At 35.5% G+C, this 23,541-nt stretch carries 17 protein-coding genes; 4 read left to right on the plus strand and 13 right to left on the minus strand.

The genetic code is table 11. The features are described 5' to 3' along the window. Positions 1-493 precede the first annotated feature (493 nt). The 5 genes from ACP6PM_RS13300 to ACP6PM_RS13320 all read right to left on the minus strand — a co-directional run bounded on the left by ACP6PM_RS13300 (position 494) and on the right by ACP6PM_RS13320 (position 6,544). Entirely contained in the window at positions 494-1,117 is a 624-nt protein-coding gene (locus ACP6PM_RS13300) for a ribonuclease D (protein ID WP_426585310.1), read from the minus strand. 176 nt (positions 1,118-1,293) lie between these two features. Continuing rightward, a complete protein-coding gene (locus ACP6PM_RS13305; protein WP_426585312.1) occupies positions 1,294-1,545 on the minus strand; it encodes a hypothetical protein in 252 nt (83 codons plus the stop codon). Continuing rightward, positions 1,511-1,849, minus strand: a complete 339-nt coding sequence (locus ACP6PM_RS13310; RefSeq protein WP_426585314.1) for a DUF6972 family protein — start codon at positions 1,847-1,849, stop codon at positions 1,511-1,513. Before ACP6PM_RS13310 ends, ACP6PM_RS13305 begins: the two co-directional genes overlap by 35 nt. A gap of 127 nt (positions 1,850-1,976) precedes the next feature. After that, positions 1,977-3,602 (minus strand): calcium-binding protein, encoded by a 1,626-nt coding sequence (locus tag ACP6PM_RS13315; protein WP_426585315.1) that lies wholly within the window; start codon positions 3,600-3,602, stop codon positions 1,977-1,979. A 1,724-nt stretch (positions 3,603-5,326) separates the two neighbouring features. Next, a complete protein-coding gene (locus ACP6PM_RS13320) occupies positions 5,327-6,544 on the minus strand; it encodes an HhoA/HhoB/HtrA family serine endopeptidase (RefSeq protein WP_426585317.1) in 1,218 nt (405 codons plus the stop codon). Between the two features lie 1,288 nt (positions 6,545-7,832). Between ACP6PM_RS13320 and ACP6PM_RS13325 the strand changes: the two genes are divergently transcribed. Beyond that, complete coding sequence (locus tag ACP6PM_RS13325) at positions 7,833-8,690, plus strand: ABC transporter permease (protein WP_426585319.1); 858 nt, start codon at positions 7,833-7,835, stop codon at positions 8,688-8,690. 574 nt (positions 8,691-9,264) lie between these two features. Here ACP6PM_RS13325 and ACP6PM_RS13330 read toward each other — a convergent pair. From ACP6PM_RS13330 to ACP6PM_RS13345, 4 genes are all read right to left on the minus strand, one after another. After that, positions 9,265-12,255 (minus strand): SAV_2336 N-terminal domain-related protein, encoded by a 2,991-nt coding sequence (locus tag ACP6PM_RS13330; RefSeq protein WP_426585321.1) that lies wholly within the window; start codon positions 12,253-12,255, stop codon positions 9,265-9,267. A 92-nt stretch (positions 12,256-12,347) separates the two neighbouring features. Continuing rightward, a complete protein-coding gene (locus ACP6PM_RS13335) occupies positions 12,348-13,289 on the minus strand; it encodes an AAA family ATPase (RefSeq protein ID WP_426585436.1) in 942 nt (313 codons plus the stop codon). Beyond that, entirely contained in the window at positions 13,289-15,004 is a 1,716-nt protein-coding gene (locus ACP6PM_RS13340; protein WP_426585323.1) for a VMAP-C domain-containing protein, read from the minus strand. The genes ACP6PM_RS13335 and ACP6PM_RS13340 overlap by 1 nt, the downstream gene beginning before the upstream one ends. Before the next feature lie 3 nt (positions 15,005-15,007). Then, positions 15,008-15,079 (minus strand): hypothetical protein, encoded by a 72-nt coding sequence (locus tag ACP6PM_RS13345; protein ID WP_426585437.1) that lies wholly within the window; start codon positions 15,077-15,079, stop codon positions 15,008-15,010. Between the two features lie 420 nt (positions 15,080-15,499). Here ACP6PM_RS13345 and ACP6PM_RS13350 point away from each other — a divergent pair, with 420 nt between their 5' ends. Then, a complete protein-coding gene (locus ACP6PM_RS13350) occupies positions 15,500-15,838 on the plus strand; it encodes a hypothetical protein (RefSeq protein WP_426585324.1) in 339 nt (112 codons plus the stop codon). Positions 15,839-16,027: 189 nt separating this feature from the next. Continuing rightward, positions 16,028-16,540 carry an EF-hand domain-containing protein gene (locus ACP6PM_RS13355; protein ID WP_426585326.1) on the plus strand — a complete coding sequence of 171 codons (513 nt, stop codon included), beginning with the start codon at positions 16,028-16,030 and terminating at the stop codon, positions 16,538-16,540. 202 nt (positions 16,541-16,742) lie between these two features. Here ACP6PM_RS13355 and ACP6PM_RS13360 read toward each other — a convergent pair whose 3' ends face one another. From ACP6PM_RS13360 to ACP6PM_RS13370, 3 genes are all read right to left on the minus strand, one after another. Beyond that, on the minus strand, positions 16,743-18,554 hold the full coding sequence (locus ACP6PM_RS13360; RefSeq protein ID WP_426585328.1) for a protein kinase domain-containing protein: 1,812 nt from the start codon (positions 18,552-18,554) through the stop codon (positions 16,743-16,745). A gap of 756 nt (positions 18,555-19,310) precedes the next feature. After that, positions 19,311-19,484: a hypothetical protein gene (locus ACP6PM_RS13365; RefSeq protein WP_426585330.1), complete on the minus strand. Its 174-nt coding sequence runs from the start codon at positions 19,482-19,484 to the stop codon at positions 19,311-19,313. A gap of 376 nt (positions 19,485-19,860) precedes the next feature. Beyond that, complete coding sequence (locus ACP6PM_RS13370; RefSeq protein ID WP_426585332.1) at positions 19,861-21,762, minus strand: WD40 domain-containing protein; 1,902 nt, start codon at positions 21,760-21,762, stop codon at positions 19,861-19,863. A gap of 316 nt (positions 21,763-22,078) precedes the next feature. Here ACP6PM_RS13370 and ACP6PM_RS13375 point away from each other — a divergent pair, with 316 nt between their 5' ends. After that, complete coding sequence (locus ACP6PM_RS13375; RefSeq protein ID WP_426585334.1) at positions 22,079-22,216, plus strand: hypothetical protein; 138 nt, start codon at positions 22,079-22,081, stop codon at positions 22,214-22,216. On the opposite strand, the gene ACP6PM_RS13380 is transcribed toward ACP6PM_RS13375, so the two are convergent. Continuing rightward, on the minus strand, positions 22,213-23,541 hold the full coding sequence (locus ACP6PM_RS13380; RefSeq protein ID WP_426585336.1) for a vWA domain-containing protein: 1,329 nt from the start codon (positions 23,539-23,541) through the stop codon (positions 22,213-22,215). The two genes, ACP6PM_RS13375 and ACP6PM_RS13380, sit on opposite strands and share 4 nt — an antisense overlap.

The following is a 23,541-nucleotide window of genomic DNA, read 5'->3' on the forward strand; positions in this document are numbered from 1 at the left end:
GTTGTTTTCAGTTTGAAAGAGACCTCTCCCCCAACCCCTCTCCTACTCCGAGAGGAGAGAAGCTCCCCCTAGGGGGTCGGGGGGTTAGGTTTTACCCAATGATTGTGGGTAAAGAGCGAGTCAATGAAGACCTCTCCCCCAACCCCTCTCCTACTCCGAGAGGAGAGAAGCTCCCCCTTCTCTTGCAGGGAAGGGGGTCGGGGGGTTAGGTTTTAGCCTAGACGCGCTAGACGTTGCATCCAAGGTCCCTACAGGGTTTGCTAATGTTGGGTTTCACTATCGTTCTACCCAACCTACATTTCTATACCCAAGTCATTGCGACTGTAACGGAGTGGAAGGAAGCAATCTCAGGGGTGCGCGGAGATTGCTTCCTATCGTCGAATGACGATTGTTCAACCGGATTTTATATAACGTTCCTACAGGTGTTGCTAATGTTGGGTTTCACTATCGTTCTACCCAACCTACATTTCTGGTGTTGTCTATAAAAACATTATTAATGCTCAAAAATATCCTTATACTGTAATAAATCTAATCCCACAAACACAGGTAAACATTCAAAACATTGCTGTGCTAACTCCCATCTTTCCTCACGTTTTAACATCCCAATTAACTTCTCCCTAACACTCAATAAATACCGCACATCATTAGCAGCATAACTTAATTGTTCCTCTGTTAAATTCTCTGCATTTCCCCAGTCAGAACTTTGAGCAGATTTATCTAACTCTACTTTTTCTAACTCCATTACTAACTCTTTTAAACCATGTTTACCTGTATAAGTTCGTGCTAACTTACTAGCAATTTTTGTACAGAAAATTGGGGAAACTTTAATATCTAAATGATGCTGTAACATTGCTACATCAAACCTGGCAAAATGAAATATTTTAACTACGCCAGTTGCCTCCATTAATTGTTTTAAATTCGGCGCTTCTTGTTGCCCTTTTTCAATACGAATAGCTGTAACTTTGCCTTTATTATCACATAACTGGACTAAACATAAGCGATCGCGCGATGGTAATAATCCCATTGTTTCTGTATCAACTGCAATACTATCAGCTTGCAAATAATCAGATAACATAGCCTCGGTTAAATCGCGATCGCATACTTGAAAATCACTCATTACTCACCTAATAATTACTAAGATTTTTCTAGACTTAGCAATTATACATTAGAAAGTAACAAGTATTGGGTGCAGAAGGCCAATGATTTTCCATTGCTTAAAAATTCATGTATACCAGTCGCCATTACTGGCAGCGATCGCTTTTTGGATAGGTAAAAGGAGATCGCCTTATTTCCCTAAATTAACTCCGAAGCTTTAAGTCGTCCTTCCAAAGGTTCGTACTCATCCTCCAGCAACCAAAACTGAGCCTCATCATAATTATCGCTCTGAAAAATCAGACGATAGCCTTCAGCAGGATCGTAAATGTGACACCTTCCGTCTGAAGCACCGAGCAACAAAAGTAGATAAGGAGGAGACAAAGCAGGATCTATCCATACTTCGCTAAATTGCCAATTATCTTTTACTAGGTCGAGTTCTGGGGATAACATGGTATTGGTTTTTGTCATTTATTTTGATTTCGCCATAATAAAGTGCAATGCGACTACCGTCAGGACTAATTCTATAACCAATGGGTTCTGCAAACAGCATTCCATAGCGGTCATATCCCCTAACAGTATCAGTAAACTCTCCTCTTTCAATTATAGTCCGAGCAACCTGGTTCATAGTAGCTTCATCATTAAATACATGAGCTGCACGTCCTTTTCTCAAAAGTCTTTGCATTTGAGGAGTATCTGGCAAATGCTTGGCAACCTGTGTGGAGTCAAGAACAATTGGACGATTAATTCCGCTCATTTAATTCGTTAATTGGTTTCTCTTTGTAATGATTATAGAGGATAAGTAGGTCTTTGATTTCAGAACTTCACGTTCTACTACTACTACAAATTCCCGACTTCTTGGCGATCGCTATCCCTAACTCCTTCTAAATCACAATCAACCCACTTTGAAGCTCCAACTCCGTCACCCCAAGCACAATAGCAATTAAATCTCCATCTACAAAAATTCCCGTACCTTCTCCCGTACCTACAGAAGCAGGTCCTAAAACAATTCCATCACCACCAAATGCAATTATCCTATCATTTTCCAAATTATTCATATCGGTAATTATTGCATAGTCACTACTACCAGCAAAACTGTAAAAAGCAACATTGCTATTACCCAAAACAAAGGTATCAGTTCCCGCACTACCACTCAAAAAATCAATCTCATTTTCTCCAGACTCACGACCTGCACCAATAATAAAATCGTTACCCAACCCCCCAATAATAGTATCATCGCTCAGGTCTCCACTGAGAGTATCATTCCCCTCTCCACCATCAATAAAATCATCATCCTTACCACCAAATATTAAATCGTCACCCTCTCCTCCACTCAACTCATCATTACCCAACTCTCCTAGGAGAAAATCTAAATCAAAACCACCATCAATTAGATCGTTACCTTTTCCTCCACGAATAGTATCGTTACCTGAGTTACCTTCCAGACGGTCATTATCTCTGTTGCCGAAAATAATATCATTCCCTTCATTGCCAAAAACACTGTCATTAGCTTCATTACCCAAAATACTGTCGTTTCCTATCCCACCTTCTAGGCGATCGCTATCTTCATTACCAAAAATACTGTCATTACCGACATTTCCAAAAATAGTATCGCTGCCAACATTACCACGGAGACTATCATCACCAACACCCCCATCTATTTCATCGCTACCTGTATTACCCCGGATAGTATCATTCCCTTCACCACCACGGAGACTATCATTATCTTCATTTCCCAGAATACTATCATTACCACCTTGCCCATCAATAGTATCTATTCCAACATTGCCAAAAATAGTGTCATCATCTATTCCCCCAACAATACTATCACTTCCCGAATTACCAAACAGACTATCATTAGCTGCTTGCCCATCAATAGTATCATTGCCACCAAGGCCAAAAATGGTATCACTATTAAGAGTACCTTGAATAAATTGAGGAGTATTATTACCAATAATTGAACCTGGAGGAAATTCACCTTCGGGGAGAAAAGGAGGCTGAGTCGGAATATTTACACCATCTATAATGCTAGAACTATTAACATCAATTCTGCCATTTTCTAAGGTGACAGAACCAGAAATTGTAATAGGTTGATTTGGCTGTAAATCTAATGCTATGGCATTAAATTCATCTAATAAATTAATAAAGTATATTTGACCGTTAGAGTTGAGAATAAATTGATTATCATTAACTACAAAACCAACAGTTCCAGAGATAGTTTGTAGACCGACAATTGGTGGTGGTGGTCTTGTACCATCCGGATTAATTAGAATTGTATTAATTAGGTTAAGTCGGTTATCTTCTATGTTGACAAAACCTGTTACTCTAACTAATTGACCAACCTGTAAACCTAAGATTGAAGTATTTAGTTCATCTATGAGGTCAACAAAAAAGTTTTGACCATTATCTGCCGTCAGAATAAAAGTATCGTTACCAGTAATAGAAAATATTGTTCCTACTATTTCTGTTAATGTTAATTCTAACTGGGAGATGGTTCTGATGGTTATCATAATTGATTATTTGAGTTCATTCTCTTCTGAAACTTTTGTAGGGAAGTTCCATGGAACCTCCCTACTATTTTTATTGAGATATATAGCCTTCCTAAGTCATATGTAAAAAAGGGTAGAGATGGTATATTTATCCATTATTTGATTCCCAAAGTTTATGAAACTACAGGTTCAATAATTAATAATTAACAATTAATAATTAATAATTACCTCTTCTTAAAAAAAAGAGGATTGGTTAAAAGGAAAATTTTTTCTCCTTGAAAGAAGAGGCTTTAAACCTGATTTTTTCGGTAATTTTATGAAATTTAGGATTGCTATATTTTGTATGTAGACGTAAAACAAAAGCGAAATGTTTCATCAACTATCAAATATAGATAAGTAGATTATCCTGAAAATGTTTTTGGTGAGGGGAGGTAAGAATAAAAAATTTTTTTTGAGGTTTAAGAGTATTATTCAAAAACTTCTTTCCTTGAGCATAACTTCCTTATGCCTCTTGTCTTATAAGAAGGATAAATTTTAACGCCGACTCAGTTATTAATTAATAATTTTTCAGGCACAAACTATCATTATTAAAACATTAGATATGGTGAGTTGGATTAAGTAAAAAAACTATAATTATTTTTGGGTGATTCTACAGTTTAACCCAACCTAAAGGGCGTAGTTGCGTGGCACAGCTAAAAGTGTGCATTAATGTAGTGCCGTGTCAAGACTAAAATTGTGGTTTAGGAGCAAGCAACCTAGAAGACCTCTCCCTCAACCCCTCTCCTGCTTTTGAGAGGGGAGAAATCCCCCCCTTCCCTTGCAGGGAAGGGGGTTCGGGGGTTAGTTTTTTTTTACCCACATTTTCAAGCTTGACACGACAGTAGTGGACTGACACACCTAAAATAGTGCATTAGCTTTTTTCGTCTCGCACCCCATAACCCCATCTCCCCATCACCCCATCCCCCCATTTTCTAATGCACAAAATTAGCTGTGTCAGTTTAGTAGTGGACCGTTTCAGCTAAAATAGTGCGTTAGATTTGTCATTGCGAACGACAGTGAAGCAATCTCCAGACACTTTTCTATTGCAACATTTAAGATGAAACAGTCCAGTAGGGTGCGTTAGACAGCTAAAATCTAAGATTTGACAGAAATTTAACAATCTGTCGTAAGACACCATTTTAGATGTTCAGGTCTAGTAGTAGACTGACACACCTAAAACTGTGGAATAGATTTTTGTTTCTAGGTGTCTTTTTCTCCCTACCCTCCCCACCCTTCCCACACTTCCCACACTCCCCATCTAACGCACCATTTAAGGTGTGGAGCGTCCAGTAGTGGCGTGACACGCTTCAAATCTTGCAATAGTAGGGGCGAGTTCCGTGTCAAATTAATGAGGTTCAAGCATATTCAAATGAACCCAACCCCAAGGATATAATGCACCGTTTTAGATGTGTTCGTTTACTACAATATTAAGTAGATGAAAAAAATTATTTGTGTATCTACTAATCGGCTATAATCACAATTCTCTCTTGCTTATATTCTCCAAATATTCAATTAATTCTGTCGAGCTACTGATAATATCAATGTCATAAAATATGGCTACATTCTTGAATTATATGAAGTCCGGTTATACAGTTATCCTATTTGCTACTTCCCATCAATATAGACCTTACTCGATATACTCTTAAATAATTTCCTTGCTTAAATTATACCTTTTTTTCTAACTTATGACTTATGACTTCTTCTCCCTACTCCCCTACTACTGATTCGACTGACTGAGGAAAAGCATCAGGTTTAACTAAAATTTTGGCAATTTTTCGATTACGAATTACTTCTACTGCTAAACTCTCCCCAACTAAACTTTTTTCTACTTCTTGTTGAACTTCTATTGGACTTTTAACTGCTACTCCTCCTACTTTTTGAATCACATCTCCTTGACGTAAACCAGCTTTTTCTGCGGGAGAATTTTCTATAACTCGCGTAATTACTACACCTTGATTATCCTTAATTTTAGTCTCCAATTGTCTATTGATTTCATCCTTTACTTCCGGAGTTAAATCAACCATTGAAATACCTAAAAATGGATGTTCTACTTTCCCATACAGAAATAATTCATCAGCAATTCTTTTTGCCGTTTCTATCGGAATAGCAAACCCTAATCCCTGAGCATCCGCTCTAATAGCTGTATTAATACCAATTACTTCACCTCGATCGTTCAAAAGTGGCCCGCCGGAGTTGCCAGGATTAATTGCAGCATCTGTCTGAATAAAGCGAACTCGTTTGTCTGGAATACCTACTTGGGAACTGGTACGACCAATAGCACTAATAATTCCCACTGTGACAGTATTGTCTAAACCCAGAGGATTACCAATAGCGATCGCCCATTGTCCCGGAATTAATTGTTCTAATTTGCCCATAGACACCTCTGGCAAATCTGTGGCCTCGATTTTAATTATCGCTACATCAGTCAGTGAGTCTACACCTTTAACCACACCCTCAAAAACTCGGCCATCTTTTAGTGTCACCTTAACGGTATCTGCTCCATCAACAACATGAGCATTTGTAATTAAGCGACCATCAGCACTAAGAATCACCCCAGACCCAGTACCACGCTTAGTTCTTTCTTCTGGAACAGGCAAATTTTCGCCAAAGAAACGTTTTAATAGAGGATTTTTTAAAGCTTCTGGAACTTGATTTGTTAACTTTTTAGCTGCATCAATACGGACTACTGCTGGACCTACTTTTTCCACTGCTTCAGCAATAAAATTATGGTTAGTGGAGGAAACTAGACCATTTCCAGAAGTTGCAGCAGATGGCCGATCTGTTTGCTGCTCGACGACAGGTATTGCATCAGGGTCTATAACCAATTTTTTAGCTTCGATATAATGATGACCCAACCATCCTGTCCCACCACCAATAGACAATAGAGAAAAATACAGGGTTAATTGTTTGAAGGATAAAGTCATTTGTTTTTCCGCTAGATAATCCTATTTTTAAATATTTGGATAGGAGGGAAGGGGGCGGATATTACCACATTCCCATTAACAAAAACAATTTACTTGTTTATTTATTTAGTCAGTTGAGCACTGTAGATGAAGACTAACAATAAAAAAAATCATTAATAGTCCTACTTTAAATTAGATTTAAAGTTAATGAGAGTTTGGCTCAACTGCCATTGTTTAGGTTGACTGGAAGTTCCCAGTGATTTTTATATTAATATCATTATACTTCTACATAATCAGGTACGTACTTTCTGGCAAATATCAATAAGATTTACTATTTTACCTAAAAAAATAACGACATAAATGTTGAGTCTATATCTGAAATTACCATGATTCATCAGTAATTCACCCCTAAATTGGCTTTTCATGGACTTAAGATTTTTTAATATTGATTAATTCTCAGTAATATCATGTCTCTTTTGAATACCCACAATAAAAAATTGAGGGAACAGGGAACACTTAACTGGGAACAGGGAATAGGGATAAATTTATCAGAGAAAAGATTTTTATTATGGCTAATTAATGAGACTTGATATAAAAAGATAAATCGATTTTAATTTTATACTAAAAATTGGCGATGAACTTGTTTGAGTATGGAAGAGAAAGATATATCTCCAATAGACATCTCTGAACAAGATATATATTTTTTGTAATAGTAGGGAATACTTAACTGGGAATAGGGAACAGTTCATTAATGAATAATGGATAATGGATAATTGATAATTACCTCGGGTTTTAACCGAGAGGATTGAATTATCGGAAATATTATTTCTTTTCTCTTGGTCGATTGGATATGGCGTTAACGAAGTGGCTCTGCAAGAGCGGGAAACCTCGCCATCCCATCCTGACGCAATGCTCCGCAAACGACCGCTTTTTCTCCTTGCTGATGAGAGGCTTTAAACCATAATTATTTAATTATTAATTATTAACAATTAATAATTCGGTAAGATATTTTCAGGAAAAAGGTACGGAAAATGATGAGTATTCCGAACTTTTACAACTCTAGCTTATGCTAAATCAAGGGTAAGTTTATTTTCTGGAGATATTTAATAATCTAATAATATTGTTTCTGAATAATTAGTAATCAAAAAAAAATTATATTTTCTACTCTCTTGTACTTTATTTCTCCTCTCTATTCCCTCTTCCCGATCGCGATTTATTTATCAGGATTCAACCAGACATGAGATAATATATTATCTAGTGTTATTATTTGAGTTATATTAAATAAAATAAGTAGAGTTAATCTTAGATTATGCCGAGTGCTATTACCAAAAATCAGAAACAACAATTAACACAAATAAAATCAGAACATCAAATCCTGAATAAAATCTTTTCTATTGATATAATTGCTCCCATAATCTTAGGGATTATTGTATTACTCACATGGGAAATTTCGGTACGAGTAATGAATATTCCTCCCTATTTATTGCCAGGACCGATATTAGTAGTCAAGACAATGATTGAGGAATGGAATTCATTATTTACTTCTTTGCTAATTACTATCAAAATTACAGTTGTTGCTTTGGCTGTAGCAGTTTTTTCTGGGGTATTGATTTCTATGTTATTTGCTCAGAATAAATTGATTGAAAGAAGTTTATTTCCTTATGCGGTAATTTTGCAGACTACTCCTATTGTTGCTATTGCTCCTTTGATTATTATTTGGCTTAGAGATAATACTTTTGCCGCATTAATTCTTTGTGCTTGGATTGTAGCATTTTTTCCAATTATTTCTAATACAACTTTGGGATTAAATAGTGTTGATAAAAATTTGAGCGATATGTTTAAATTGTATGGAGCTTCTCGTTGGCAAACTCTAATTTATTTGAGATTTCCTAGTGCTTTACCTTATTTTTTAGGGGGCTTAAGAATTAGTGGTGGTTTAGCATTAATTGGTGCGGTAGTCGCTGAGTTTGTTGCAGGTACTGGAGGCGCTCGTTCTGGCATTGCTTATCAGATTTTAATGTCTAGTTATAATTTGCAAATTCCGAGAATGTTTGCTGCTTTATTTTTGACAACTGGTTTAGGAATAGCTATTTTTGTGTTGTTTACATTTTTGTCAGATTTTCTGTTAAAAGATTGGCATGAAAGTGCTGTGAAGAAAGATGGTTAAAATCAAAGTATAAGGATTAACTGATAACTAACAATTACAGCGCTTTCCGTTGTTATAAGGTACACCCATCCCGTGCAAGATGTCCGCACTACAATATTTTTATCATTGACCCCATACATCATTTCTCCGAAATTTGCTGTATATCTACTCAGCAATCGTTTTTTTCTAAAAATCAAAACTTATTTTATCTGTTCTATCCATACCTACTTGACTGTTTCATCTTAAATCTTGCAATAGATGTAGGTTGGGTTGAGAGACGAAACCCAACAACAATCTTTCTCCCCTACTCCCTAATACACTATTTTAGCTAAAACAGTCGATTACTGGCGCGTCAAGCTTGAAAATGTGGGTTAAAAAACCTAACCCCCCAACCCCCTTCCTATCCCCTCTCCTTGCAGGAGAGAGGTTGGGGGAGAGGTCTTCTAGCTAAATTCACTATTTTCCTATTTTTTTAATTAAATAAAAGGTCATATATTTAGTATACAATCAAATCAAATTAAACATTGATTAATTATTTTCTATCTCAACAATTTGCCTCACCTATTCTACTTCTAATTCCAAAGCTGTAACAATATTATTTATTAGGAGTTGGAAAATCGTCAAAAAATTTTTTGTAGAAGTTTTCAACATTTTGTTTATTATAGTCAGGATATCTCTTTAACGCTTCATAAGCAATTGGATGGCGAGTTATTTGATATATCTTGCGTAAAGCAGGTTCAACTTCTTCTCGAACACTACTAATTGGATCATTACGCCACTTGTCAATTAAAATATCAATAACTGGTTTTGGATCGATATCTTTATTTTTTTCTGAAAGTTTTGATTGTAAGTTTCCTAATGCTCTAATAATATACTCCCGTGCTATCCAATCTCCACGTTCTATTTTTTTAAGTTTACCAAGTAGAAATTTTAGAGCTTGTAAATTACCTATCTTACCTAGTGCATCAGCAGCAGCAGCAACTATATTTGGATTTTCATTTTCTAGCACTTTTATCAAAGTGTTATTTGCATCATCGATAAGTTCTGTATTTTGGCAACTACCAAGAACTTCAGCAGCTTCAATTAATAGATCGACTACTTCATCACTGAAATTACTATCATTACTATGATGTTTTAAAATTTCTATAGAGCTTTCCATATCTATTTCCAACTTTTGTAATCGATCTGGATGCATTAGTTTCAGGTAGCGCTGCGCTTGTTTTCCTGGCAAATTATCTAGATCGGCTATTTTTTCTAAAGCTTGAGAAGCTGCTTCGCGTACCTGCTTAATAACATCTTGACGATTTGCTTGATTGAGAGCATCTACAATATCCGTAGTCGGTGCTAATCTTCCTAGAGTTATTGCTGCTTCTTGTCGCAGATAGCGATCGCTACTCTTGTTATTAAAATCTAGAGCTTTAATCAACTCTGGCACTGCTCCATTGGCGGTTGGGGAACCTTGTTCTCCCAATTCTCTTGCAACAGCAGCTCTAATATCTAGATCGTTGCTCTGACTCAAGAACTCTGTAAGTAACTCTGTTGCTTTCATTTTATCCAAGGGAACTTTTGGTAAACGTTTGGAGAGTATTTCACTGTAAAATCTACTAATTTCCCGATCGTTTTCACGTCTCCAGGTTCGGTCAACTTGGATAACCTCTGGAGGTGGAGAAGGCAAATTTAGTTGGTCTTTAACTTTATGGTAAATTTTTCCCAGCGATTCTTTTGCTGCATCTCGTACTTGACTAATTTCATCCTTACGAAGAGTTTGAATTATTGGTTCAACTGTCTGCAATAAAATTTCTTGAGTGATATTTGCCTCAATTATTTTTCCTAAAGCATCTACAGCAGCTTCTCGAACATAACGATCTGGATGTTTACTTTTTAATGGATAGAGAAAATCAGCCAACTTTTGGACTAGGACTCCAGGATCGTCGCGGATTAATAATTCAATTTCCTTCCATTTTCTTTGACTCAGTAATTCCTCCAAATTTTCCAGATCGTTAGGCAAACCCCTATTTCCTTCCAACTGTTGTAAAATCTCAGTCTTCAAGCGAGCAAACGAACGAAGTTGAGGATCTGGAGACCATACAAGAAGAGCTTTAAACTCCCGCGAAGATAAACCCCTACGTTGAGCGAGGAACTCAGAAATTTTTTCTATAACCAAAAGAGTCTGACTTTTAGGTACAGACTGTAGCAACAACTCCCGTACTCCACCATAAAATTCATAAATATAGTCTGCTTCTATTTTTTCTGATGACACCCGTTTGAACAACCTACTCATAAAAACTTCTGCCACATGAACCTGGTTAGACTGTGGCAACATCGTCTGCTGAATTAAATTAACTATAGGAAAACTGACTGGTGCACCTGCTATTAATCCTGCTAACCGACGTGCTAACTTGGAGGCAGTAGCACGAAAGCGACTTACTCTTCCCTCTGGAGTTATGCTTTCTTCGAGTAGTTTAAAGGCAGAAGGTTCAGAATCTACTAAACTAGGAGAAAATATAAATCCGGCAGTCGTGTTACTGCTAAAACCTGCTATGACGCTAGACCAGGTAGCAAGAGATTGAGCTTCGAGAGTAATAACTGGAACTTTGATCGTATCTTTTAACTCTTCCTCTTCTAGTTCATCATCAAGTTGCACTTCTGCTTTAAGTTGAGAATTAAAAGCTCCAGGAGTCAAAGCTCTTAATTGAACGGGAATGTCTTGATTTAAAGCAGTACGATGCCACAGTCTTTCTGGAAATAATTGTAGAATTGTAAGTATACCTTGACTCCCCCACAAACGTATTAGGGGATAGATGGAACCATCTCGCCAGACACTAGAAACACAGTCACTCACCAGTAATATCAAACGTTGTCCTCGTGGATCGATAATTTCTTTGGGGTTACGGGGGCGTTGTTGTTTATTTTTATTAATATTAGGAAATAGTCGCGCTTTCTTGCCATTCATTTCTAGACGCCACACTCGCACATCCCGAAACGCTCCATGATACTCCAAAAATTCCTGGAGTTCGCGAATAGTTTGTTTCCAAATAATTGTAGAATCACTTTGTTCAATGACTAACCCTAATTCTAGCCATTTTTGCGGTGCTGGTTTGAGAACAGGTAACCAAATGTTTTCATCGACAATACGTTTAACTGTAGCAGTTTCATTCAGTACCTGTTCTGTATAAGAAGGAATTTTCTGCATCAAAGGGCGAATTGCTCTAGCTAAGGCCAAAGTATTTCTCAAAGCAGGAGCAGCAGGAACTTTAATCGGTGTGTCAGTGATGCTTGCTGTAGACGAAGAGGGGGTAGAACTATAAGGGTATACTTCAGCAGTTTCTTCTGCTCTTGCGTCAGAAGGAGAAGTTTCTGAAGATGATTTTTTAGGTAAAGGTGCTTCTTCTTTTTGGGCTTTAGTAGGTGTAGATATCTGTTGTTGCTCTGTCTCCCCCATTTGAACTGCCAACCAAATAATTTCTGCCAACTCTAAACCAGTTAAGTCAGACTTAACTTTTTGGAGAATATTTAGCAAACGTTGTAGTTTTGATTCTGGAAAGTCTATTGTACTCTCAGGAAGAGAATCATAATTTTGTGTCATATAGCACTACGTTAATTAGTTAGGACATTGATAAATGCTTAAACTCACTCAGGAATTACTTCAGAATTCAGAATTCTAAATTGCGCGTAGCACTACAGTTCTTCAGAGTCGCTCAAATATTGGAGGATTTTTTCTGTTAACTTTTCTTGTTCAGAAGTAGCTGTAGACTTTTGCCTTGTCAATAGATAAATTGCATTGAGTAGTTGGTCTGTCGCTAACTGTCCTTTGTCCCGTAGTTTAATAAATTTGTCAATAATATACTTTGCTTTCTCAACAATATCTTCTCCTAAATGTGCTATAACAATCTCTGTTAGCTCATCTTTATTTGGTTCTTTCAAATCTAAGCGCAAACATCGTCGCAGAAAAGCAGGAGGAAATTCTCGTTCTCCATTACTGGTCATAACTACGAAAGGAAAAGCCTTGCATTGTACTTTTCCCAAACTAACATTAGCAAACTTTTGGTCGTGGGTTCTGACTGTAACTTCTTTAGGCAGGCGATCGCTTATCCGTGCTAGTTCGGGAATTTCAAACCACCCCTCCTCAAAAATATTTAATAGATCGTTAGGTAAGTCAATATCACTTTTATCTATTTCGTCAATCAAAAGTACCCGGGGGCGATCGCTAGAAATAAAAGCTGTTCCCAAAGGGCCTATTTGTATATATCTACCAATCTCAGATAGATTATCTTTCCCCTGAGCATCTTGGAATCTACCAATAGCATCATAGCGATATAATCCTTCCTGAAGGGTAGAACGAGTGGTAATATTCCAACGTAATACTTCTCCTAGTTGCAATTCATTGGCCACAGCGTAAGCTAAAGAAGTTTTACCCGTACCTGGTTTACCAGTCACCAGTAGGGGACGGCGTAAGTAAAGGGCAGCATTAACTAAATCTACTTCTTCTCCTGTAGATTTATATGTTGCCCCCCGTTTTTCTTGGCCTCTTCTAAAGTCGCGCCAGCTAGGAGGATCGGGCAGACGTTTAATACCGTCATGGGGTTCTTCAGTTCCTTGAAAGATTTTCCAGGATGTCATCATGCCATTGAATAGTTAATGTTAGGTGGAATACGATATGGGTTTTCCCAGAATAATGATATATGATTTCCAATATGTTCTGGTTGTTCTTGATTAAAAGCTATTTTACGCTGTTGTCTCACTTGTTCTGGTAAATCTTGAACTTTTACTTGAAAAATATTATTTATACATTCAACATCTTCTATAGTTTTTCTCAACCAAATAGTTATTGGTATTGCTGCTTTGTCAATTTGTTTAAAATCTTCAATAGAAAGAGTTTGAGTAAGTTTTAAAATTAAAGCTTGATCATCAAATTTGTCGCTCAGGCAAGAACTACAAGCATCATGAAATCTTTGAGACAAATTATTCCAAGTAGTATTCCATGTATTTCGGTAGCGCTTTTTAGTATACTTTCCTTCAAAACGTTTACTAGAACGAATAATAACTTGGTTATTAATGCCAACAGGTTCCAAATCTTCAACAGGTTCAATTTCCCAAAATTCTATTGCTTGAGTTAATAATTCTCTTGGTAGGAATAATTCAACAATAGTTGTTTGTTTATCATTCCTTTCCGGAACGTATTGGTCACTTTTATCCCACAAATCTTTGAGCAATTCCTTGATTTCTGCTAATGAAAAATCATCTTTTTTAGTATCTAATTTATAACATTTTTCAGCAGTTAGATAATTATATTCATTAAGATCGGGAATAAACCAAGCCGATACTAAATATCGTCGATCTTCATATTGTATACTTGGTTTAACATAGACCATTAGGCAACTTTGCAAATTACTGGTTGGCGGTTTTTCTATAACATTTTCTAAGTCTGTTAATAGTTGCTCTAGATTGTCGTAATTACTATTCCCCCATATTCTTAATTGTTGATAATAGTCAGAATTTTTAATTTCTGCTTCTATCAATAAACGAGCAACAAATTCTATCAGTGAGCTATAAGAATTTCTGCCTTCAGGTATCTCCAGAAGATAATCTATAATTTCCTTAATATTCTGAGGCTGACTGTATGGCCAGTCTTTTGGGCAACAATTAAGATAGGCTTTTCTAAGAATTTTCCAGTATTTTTCTTGTAAAGGAAAAAGTATATTGGTTAGTATAAGTTCTAGAGAAATGGTAGGAGGCATTTCCAGCCAAATCTTGCTTAAAGCTTCTGTAGAGATGGCTCGTCCTACCGTTCCCTCTGCCTCCATATTGGTAGCAATACCCAGAACAAAACCAGTTTTTTTGTCAACAACAGGTGCCCCACTATAACCTTTGCGTAGGCGATCGTTTTGATTGATTAATAACTTCCAAACTGTAATATTTTCCGAATAATTCTCAACAATTTGAGTTGCCAAAACCTTTTTATCTAAAGTTCCATAAACAGTTTCCTGAATATATTTTTTCTCTTCACCATAGAGATAATAACCTGCTATCTGAAAATTTATATTTTCTGCTTCAGATAAACTTGTTAGCTGTAATAATGGAAGCTCTAAAAGCCCTTCAACTCTTAATACTGCTAAATCAAATCCCCTTGTGTCTCCTATTGCTACAATTTTTGCCGGAATATTATTGACCAATATATTTTCCTGTCCACCCACGTCCTGAACAACATGGGCACAAGTAAGTAAATATGTATAATTTTTTTCTCTATAAAAAGGAAACCCAGTACCAATAACATTTTTCTTTCTTTCATCGACGCTGGAAATTAAAACAATAGATTCTTCTAACTGTCTATTCATTCTCTAATTTTTTTTCAGTTTCAGCACTAATTTCAAAGTTAAATTTACACCTGCTTTTCCTTTGGTAATGTAGATATTATCTTCTCCTTCAAAATTAAAACCTACTTCTACTTTAGCTTATGAGATTTCAATTCGTCTAGTGGCCATGTGTTTTATTAGTCAATTAGACTTTGATTCTAGCAAATATGAGTAATTTTCAGAATACTAGATATATTTCCGTTAATATTTAATTTATTTAGCGATCGCTTTCTTTTATAACAATCAACATTCATCTAAAAATATTCTCTCAAAGTATCATTCAATAATTGATAATTGATAATTACCTCTCCCTAAAAGGAAGAGGATTGAATAAAAGGAAAATATTTTCCTATTTCTCATTTAAAGGAGAGGCTTTAAACCTTAATTATTCGGTAACTTCAGAAATATATTTTTTTTTCTCCAATTAATACAGAGATTTTGAGTGCATAATTAAATCAAATTACCAAGGATAAAATTATGCTTCAAACTATCGGAGCAAGAAATATTACATTCTACGAATTAGAAACAAACTTTAATCTACACTTAGTAGAGGATGAGCAATTTTTCCGGAAATGGCAAGATAATTTACTAGAAATTACAGACTCAGAAAAACAACACCTTAACAGAGTTAAAGCAAGTTATTCTAACTTAAGAAAATATCCACCGATCTTAGAAAATACTGTCAAAATAGTTGTCTTATCTCCTCTATTAGATTTAGCCGGATTTTATTTACCAAAAAATAAGGGTATGCGCATCCCCTTAAAAGGGGATGAAAAAAATATTTACTTCATTATTTCAATCCCAATGGTTCAATAGGAGGTACTGATAACTGATAACTGATAACTGATAACTGAAATGACTTCCTGTTCCCTATCTCAAGACAAATAATGATAATATCAAGAAGTTCATTCATATAGTTTTCTTTATTTGTCAGTAAAAATGTCCCCAGAACAGTTTGTATCATCCAGTTTTTGGCGTGCTAAAATGAAGACCTACTTCAAACTTATGGACGTCGATAAAAATGGGGTTTTAACCCTCTCCGACTATGAAGAAATTGCAAATCGTTTAATTCAACTTCAAAGTGATTCATCAAAGAATGAAGAAATTCGCAAAATGTGTCGTTCTCTGTTTCAGAGTTTTATGGCTGGAGGAGAACCAGTTGATGATAATACTCAAATTACTGAAGAAGATTTAATCGTTAAAGTTGCAAAGATGGTATCATCAACTGAACCATCAGTACTTGAAGTAGGTAGAAAGAAAAACGAAATTTTTTTCGATATCATTGACACCGATAGTTCTGGACAAATATCTCGTGAAGAGTACCGAAAGTACCTAGCAATATACACTGGAGTAGAGCAACCTGACCATGCTAACCAAGCTTTTGATAGTATTGACTCAGATAAGTCAGGTTCTATTAGTCGTGAGGAGTTTGTCGAAGCTCATATACAATACTGGTTTGAACCTGGCGACGATCGAGAAAATCGTCCCCTTCCCTATGGACTATTAGTCGATTCATAGAACTTTTATAAGATATCCTTGTCACAACCAAAACCCTGTAGGGGCGATTCGCGTTTGCGGAGCATTCCGTAGGAAATCGCCCCTACTGTGGTCTACCGAAATGAAAACTACTGTATTATCCATAAATTATCAATTATTCTTCCCTGTTCCCTATTCCCTACTCCCTATTCCCTAGCGCGTAGCGCTATAACTGATAACTGTTTTACTCGCACCGCCAAATTTTCACAGTATTGTCACTACTACCACTGACAATAGTATTATCATCAGCACTAATCGCTACAGAATTTACATCCTTACAATGTCCGGTCAAAGTATCAATAACTTTTCCAGTTTCCATATTCCAAACTTTAATAGTTTTATCTGCACTACCACTAATCATTGTTTTTTTATCCAAACAAATTACCGACCTAACCCAATCAGAATGTCCGGTAATTGTTTTGATTAATTCACATTTTTCTACAGACCATAATTTAATAGTTTTATCGCTACTGCCACTGACTAAAACTTTACCATCAGGACGAAAAGCAATTGTATTAATATCTCTCTTGTGCCCAACTAATTCACTTATTAATTTACCTGTTTCTACATCCCAAAATTTAATAATATTATCGCTACTACCACTAGCAAGAATTTTTCCATCAGGACTAAAAGCAACTACATTTATTCCCCGAGAATTTTTAATACTGTACAAAAGTTGACAAGTTTCTTGATGCCAAATTTTAATAGTTCGGTCGTCACTTCCACTAGCAATAAATGCTCCATTCGGACTAAATGCTACTGGCATTGAAACAATAGAATCAGAATGTCTAGATAAACTACAACTTACTGTACCTGTAGCTAAATCCCAAATATTAATAACTCCACCAACATTACCAATTGCTAAGATATTACTTTGATGATTAAAAGCAATTGATAAGACTACATTAGAAGCTACAAAAGAGTCTAATAATTCTCCTGTAGATAACTTCCATAATTTAATTGTTCGGTCAAAACTACCACTGGCAAAAATTTGATTATCTGGGCTAATAGCAACGGATGAAACTGAACTTAAATGACCGGAAATAGTTTGAGGTTTTCCCCAAGAATAAAGATGTAATCCTGGTACATGAATAGTATCTTTGAGAGAAATTTTTGGCTGTGAAATTTTGAGTAAATTTGGTGGAGGTGGGGGTGGGGGTGGTAATTTACCAGAATTCAAATCTTTTAAAACATCTGCTGCAAATTGATAACGTTTGTTTGTCGCTTCAGCAATTAATTTATCCAGAATATTTCCCAGTTCTTCACTTACAGGATTATCGACTAAATAATCTCGCCATACCCATTTATTTTCTCCAGTATCAAATAGTTGAAATGGAGAAACATTGGTCAGTAAATAAATACAAGTTACTCCTAAACTATATAGATCGCTAGCAAAATTTGCTCTACCTTTGAGTTGTTCTGGGGCGACATATTCAGGAGTTCCGATGATTGTACCTGTTCTTAATAATGCTGTACCTGTTAACTCTTTTGCTGCACCAAAATCTACTAATACTAATTGATTTCTGAATCCAGTTTTATAGGCAGAATTAGATTGTAAACGACGAATAATATTTTCTGGTTTAATATCCCGATGAATAATTTTATGATAGTGAATAAATTCTATAACTGGTAAAAGGCTATTTAATAGTTCTCTAATCTGGTATTCTGAAAATATTCCTTCTGTTTCTAAGATTTGACCTAAGTTTTTTCCGGGGATAAATTCTTGTACTAAATATTGACAATAATCATCATGTAAGTTTGCTAATAATTCAGCTATCTGAGGATGTTTTCCTAAACTATCTAATCTTTCTGCTTCTTGTTCAAATAGTTGGATTGCTTTTTTTACATCTGCATCATTTTGTGAAATAAAATAAAACTGTTTAATTACACATGGTGGTTTAGAGGGTTTATCTTCATCCACTGCTAAATAAGTTTTGCTAAAGCCTCCTTGACCAATCATTTTGATGGCTCGATAGCGGTCTTTTAGTATTAACATAGAATTACAATTTAGACAGATTCTTATATCAGATAGGTTATTTTGATTTTTGCAGTTTTCTTTGAGGCAGCAAATCAGATTTTTTCTTGGTGCTAACATTGTATTTGTTGCTTTAGTAGTTAGTAACATTTTCTCAGCACGCCTGATAATTTATTGCTGTAAAGTATTTATAGCAATCTTAATTTTAATTGTGAGTTATCCAAATAGAGAAAAGTGAAATTCTCACGAATGATTTAGGATTGATATATAAAAAAATACGTTTTAAAATGGCGACTGAGTATCCAATATTAGCTATTTTCTCTAGGTGAGGTTAGATGGCAATTTTAGTTGGTAATTTTATGAAATTATCCCTGCCGTTTCCCACTCTAAATAAAGATTAAATTTAGGTACTTTTCAAATAATAAGTAGATCGGAACTATTGAGTGAATCTGGTATTCTTTGTTTCCTGTTTCCTACTACCTATAATTACTTATTTAGCACTGCCTAAATTTTTTATTTATAGCGTTTCTCTACTTTTTTCAAGTACACTTTTTTTCTGAATTTTCTCATCCCAGTTAAGTAGGTAGACAAAATTAACAGTATAATAATTAATTGCAGCAAGTAAATTTGCTAAAACCCTGACTGAATACTGTAGGGGTTTGTAGTAAGGTTTTGCAGACAAAAACCCTAGGTACTCCTACACTTCAAAATTAATTGGAATTATGACTAGGTACTTAAGCTATTACCTAAAACTTAGAACTTTTTAGCTTTTAACTTTTAACTTTTGACTTCTGACTTCTGACTTTTAAAAGGTACACTTTTTTTCTGAATTTTCTCATCCCAGTTAAGTAGGTAGACAAAATTAACAGTATAATAATTAATTGCAGCAAGTAAATTTGCTAAAACCCTGACTGAATACTGTAGGGGTTTGTAGTAAGGTTTTGCAGACAAAAACCCTAGGTACTCCTACACTTCAAAATTAATTGGAATTATGACTAGGTACTTAAGCTATTACCTAAAACTTAGAAGCTATTACCTAAAACTTAGAATTTTCTAACTCACCAGGATGAGAATTTTTATCTATATAGATAAACTCTAATGAAAAGGTATTTATACAATAAGTAAAATACTCTTTTTTTTCTTATTCCTAAAAAATTTATTTCTTAAGAGGGTGAATGCACAAGCAAAAATTAAGACAGCTATAGTGCTTAATCTTCGGTATGTTCCGTACCCACCCTACGCCTTTATTAAGAACTTGATTTACATAGGAATTTCTCTAATTTTTAACTTCTAACTTTTAACTTTTGACTTTTGATTTTTAAATTTGTTACTCCTGTCGCCAAATTTTAATAGTATTATCGCTACTACCACTAGCTAAACTCTTTCCGTCCCTAGAAAAAGTAACAGAATTAACATATTTTAAATGACCTTCTAAATTTCCGATTTCCCGACCTGTTTTTCCATCCCAAATTTTAATAGTTCCATCCTCACTACCACTAGCAATAATATCTTCTTGAGGACTAAAAGCTACTTGACGAACATCACTAGAATGTCCCTCCAAAGTTTGTAATATTTCACCGCTTTCTATTTGCCAAATTTTAATATTTCTATCCCGACCGCCACTAGCTAATATTTTCCCATCCGGACTAAAATCAACTGCATAAATATAATGTACTCCCTGATAATAATTACATAGATTTTTGACAGTATTACCTAAACTTAAATCCCATATTTTAATCGTATTATCTTCACTGCCACTCGCCAAAATTTTGCCATCTGGACTAAAAGCGATCGCTCGCACTGGACGTGAATGTCCGCTCAAAGTCATTATCACTTTCCCATAGTTAGAATCATAAATATCATCCCCCAGTCGCCAAACTTTGACATTTTTATCTTTACTCGCACTAGCTAAAGTTTTCCCATCTGGGTGAAAAGCGATCGCCGTTACTGCTCCAGAATGACCAAAATATTCTCCCCGACCCCAGTCACCGAGAATGCAAAGAAGTTTTCCCGTTTTAACCTCCCAAAGTCTAATAGTTTTGTCATCACTCCCACTCGCTAATATTTTCCCATCCGGACTAAAAGCAACAGAGTTCACATAACCAGAATGTCCGAACATACTCAAAATTTCTCTGCCACTATTTACTTCCCACAACTTAATACTTTCATCCTCGCTCCCACTCGCCAAAATTTTTCCATCATTACTCCAAGCAACAGAGCAAACCCATTTTTGATGACCGATGAGAGTATGTAGGCATTTCCAAGTTTGGCTCGCTACAGGTGCAGGTGTAACTTCTGGTTTTTGGAGAGCAGTTTTATCTTGAATAAGAGTCAAATTAACACTAGCATCTGCATTTAAAGTTTTCATAACTTCATCAACAGACTGATAACGACGGTTAACTGCATTTTCCACCAGTTTATCCAAAACATCACCCAATTTTTCACTAACAGAATTATTCTGTAAATAACGTCGCCACACCCACGCACCCTCACCCACATCAAATAATTCAAATGGGGAAACTTTGGTTAATAGATGCAAGCAAGTCACTCCCAAACTATATAAGTCACTGGCAAATACCGCCTTGCCTCGGTTTTGTTCGGGGGCAGTATATTCAGGAGTGCCAATAGTTGTACCTGTTTTGAGCAGTGCTGTACCGAGAGCATATTTAGCAGCACCAAAGTCTACCAATACTAACTGGCGATCGCTATTTTGACGGCGAATAATATTTTCTGGTTTGATGTCGCGGTGAATAACATTATGAGAATGAATAAACCCCACCACTGGTAGTAAATTTTTCAGTAAACCCCTAATTTCCTCTTCCTTGTAGGGTGTTTCAATTTTCAGCGCTTCAGCTAAGTTTTGTCCAGGGATAAATTCTTGTACTAAATATTGTCGCCCATCTTGAGTAAAATGGGCCATGAGTTCGGGGATTTGGGAATGTTTGCCCAACTGGTCTAACCTCGTAGCTTCTTTTTCAAATAATTCGGCAGCTTTGTTAATATTATTTGTGCCTTGTGCAGCGGGAAAAAATTGTTTAATGACGCAGTAGGGTCTGGAGGGTTTGTCTTCGTCGATAGCTAAAAATGTTCTGCCAAAACCTCCTTGACCAATTAGGTTTAAGGCGCGATAGCGGTCTTTAAGTAATAGTTTTGCACCGCAATTTTGGCAATATTTATTGAAGTCTGGGTTTTGGGGAATTTGACAGTTGGGGTTGAGGCAATAACTCATGCCGATAGGTTTTTAGCTAACGATTATATTTATTATATTTGCAGGATTTTTGCAAGTTTTTTCCTTACTATATAATAGTTTTTGTCAGGATTGGCTGAAATTAAGCATAAATTAATTTTTCTGTTTTTTTGATAGAGTGATGATAATCTTTATCCTACAGAATTGCTTGGCCTTTTATGGATCTTTTGAAATGATTTTGTAGAGTTTGAAAAAATGTTTGAATAGTACGAAAATATTACACAAAGAAAAATATCTATAGAAAAAAAATAAGAGTTGTTAAGTCAATTCAAAATAATGAATAAGACTGACTGAGATATTGGGTGAAATTTATCAAAACTACTCTGATATTTTTGACCGTATAACTCCTGGTATTTATTTGTTTAATATTGAAAATTATGATTTACTCAGAGAACGAATTTTCCCAAAGCAAGGAATAATTAATGTTAATGATTAGGGATTAGAAACGTTTGTAGCAGCAGCAGAATAATTTCGGTTAAAACCGTTTCTAACTCTGCCAAAATCACTAACTGAATATTTGAAAAAATCTTGACGCTGTTGAGGAGAAGTATCTGAAGACGTTCCTACTTTTCCAAGATTTTGAGCAAGTGATAATAATTTTCTCAGAGTAATCACATCATCCTCTATTGGTTCTGAATCTAAATAAGAATTAGCAGATTTAAGAACAGTAATGTGATTTTCAATCCGCTTTTCAGCAGTTTCTAAATCTCTTGCATAAAAGTCATCAAGGATATAGAAAGCTACTTCACTTGTCCATAAACCTAAAGCGTGTTCGGTTACTAAATCAGGTGGTAAATTTCCTGATGGTGATAAGGCAAGTTGACGCTTTTGATTTTGGCGCTTAAACGTATCGACATACTGTACTGTTGCTTCCCCAATCGAATTTAGATTTTTTGGTTCAGGAATAGCTAATTCAAAAACTATCCAATAGGTTTCACCTACTGCTAAATCTGGTACGAAAATTCGGATACCTTTTTCCTGAGTTATCAAGTCAGCTTCCGATTTAACTCCAAATTCTCTTTCTGCTTTTTCTTTCGCCTTTCTAAGATTTTTTAAGACTGCTCTTCTGGTAGGTTTGTCTTTTATTTCATCGTGACCATACAAGTAAATAATTGGAATATCTGGATCGATATCTATCTTTAACTGAACATTAATTGCTGCTAGGTATTCTCTTCTATTTAATTCATCTTTAAGGCTAACTTTAATATCATTTGGCTCTATCACAAAAGTAGATTTTCCTCCCGTAAGACCAGCTAAAGCTTCAAGTTCTCTAGTATTAGCGTCTGAACCAAAAGCAAAAGTTGATAAGCGGATATTCCCTCGTGTTTTTTTGTCTATACTTTGTCGCATTCTAATCCATTCAGTTTCTCCTGAAGTCGGATTTCCATCAGAAAATAAATAGATATGATTCAGAGTATTGTTACTTTCATAACGACTAATTTCGTCTATTCCATAGGATATTCCTATGTTAATATCTGTTCCACCATCAGCAGTTATACCGCTGACAATTCTACTAAATTCATTAATTTCAATTTTTCTAACTGGAGTTGCTTTTAATACAGTTTTTGGCTGTTCATTAAATTCTATTATGCCAATAACATCGTCTTTCTTGAGACTTTTGAAAATTTCCTTGATTGAAAGTTTCACGGCATCTAATTTTTCTCCTTTCATAGAACCACTTGTATCAATTACAAAAATATAATTAACAGGTGGAGATTCGCTTTTTTGATGTCCTGCTGGAGCTGTATCGGAAGTTTTCAA

The organism is Dapis brunnea BLCC-M229, assembly GCF_050015995.1.
In the GTDB taxonomy this organism is placed as follows: Bacteria; Cyanobacteriota; Cyanobacteriia; order Cyanobacteriales; family Microcoleaceae; genus Trichodesmium.

Excerpts from the sequence above, each read along its gene's own strand:
- ACP6PM_RS13300 (WP_426585310.1), bottom strand. The coding sequence starts at position 1,117 with ATGAGTGATTTTCAAGTATGCGATCGCGATTTAACCGAGGCTATGTTA.
- ACP6PM_RS13305 (WP_426585312.1), bottom strand. The coding sequence starts at position 1,545 with ATGTTATCCCCAGAACTCGACCTAGTAAAAGATAATTGGCAATTTAGC.
- ACP6PM_RS13310 (WP_426585314.1), bottom strand. The coding sequence starts at position 1,849 with ATGAGCGGAATTAATCGTCCAATTGTTCTTGACTCCACACAGGTTGCC.
- ACP6PM_RS13315 (WP_426585315.1), bottom strand. The coding sequence starts at position 3,602 with ATGATAACCATCAGAACCATCTCCCAGTTAGAATTAACATTAACAGAA.
- ACP6PM_RS13320 (WP_426585317.1), bottom strand. The coding sequence starts at position 6,544 with ATGACTTTATCCTTCAAACAATTAACCCTGTATTTTTCTCTATTGTCT.
- ACP6PM_RS13325 (WP_426585319.1), top strand. The coding sequence starts at position 7,833 with ATGCCGAGTGCTATTACCAAAAATCAGAAACAACAATTAACACAAATA.
- ACP6PM_RS13330 (WP_426585321.1), bottom strand. The coding sequence starts at position 12,255 with ATGACACAAAATTATGATTCTCTTCCTGAGAGTACAATAGACTTTCCA.
- ACP6PM_RS13335 (WP_426585436.1), bottom strand. The coding sequence starts at position 13,289 with ATGACATCCTGGAAAATCTTTCAAGGAACTGAAGAACCCCATGACGGT.
- ACP6PM_RS13340 (WP_426585323.1), bottom strand. The coding sequence starts at position 15,004 with ATGAATAGACAGTTAGAAGAATCTATTGTTTTAATTTCCAGCGTCGAT.
- ACP6PM_RS13350 (WP_426585324.1), top strand. The coding sequence starts at position 15,500 with ATGCTTCAAACTATCGGAGCAAGAAATATTACATTCTACGAATTAGAA.
- ACP6PM_RS13355 (WP_426585326.1), top strand. The coding sequence starts at position 16,028 with ATGGACGTCGATAAAAATGGGGTTTTAACCCTCTCCGACTATGAAGAA.
- ACP6PM_RS13360 (WP_426585328.1), bottom strand. The coding sequence starts at position 18,554 with ATGTTAATACTAAAAGACCGCTATCGAGCCATCAAAATGATTGGTCAA.
- ACP6PM_RS13370 (WP_426585332.1), bottom strand. The coding sequence starts at position 21,762 with ATGAGTTATTGCCTCAACCCCAACTGTCAAATTCCCCAAAACCCAGAC.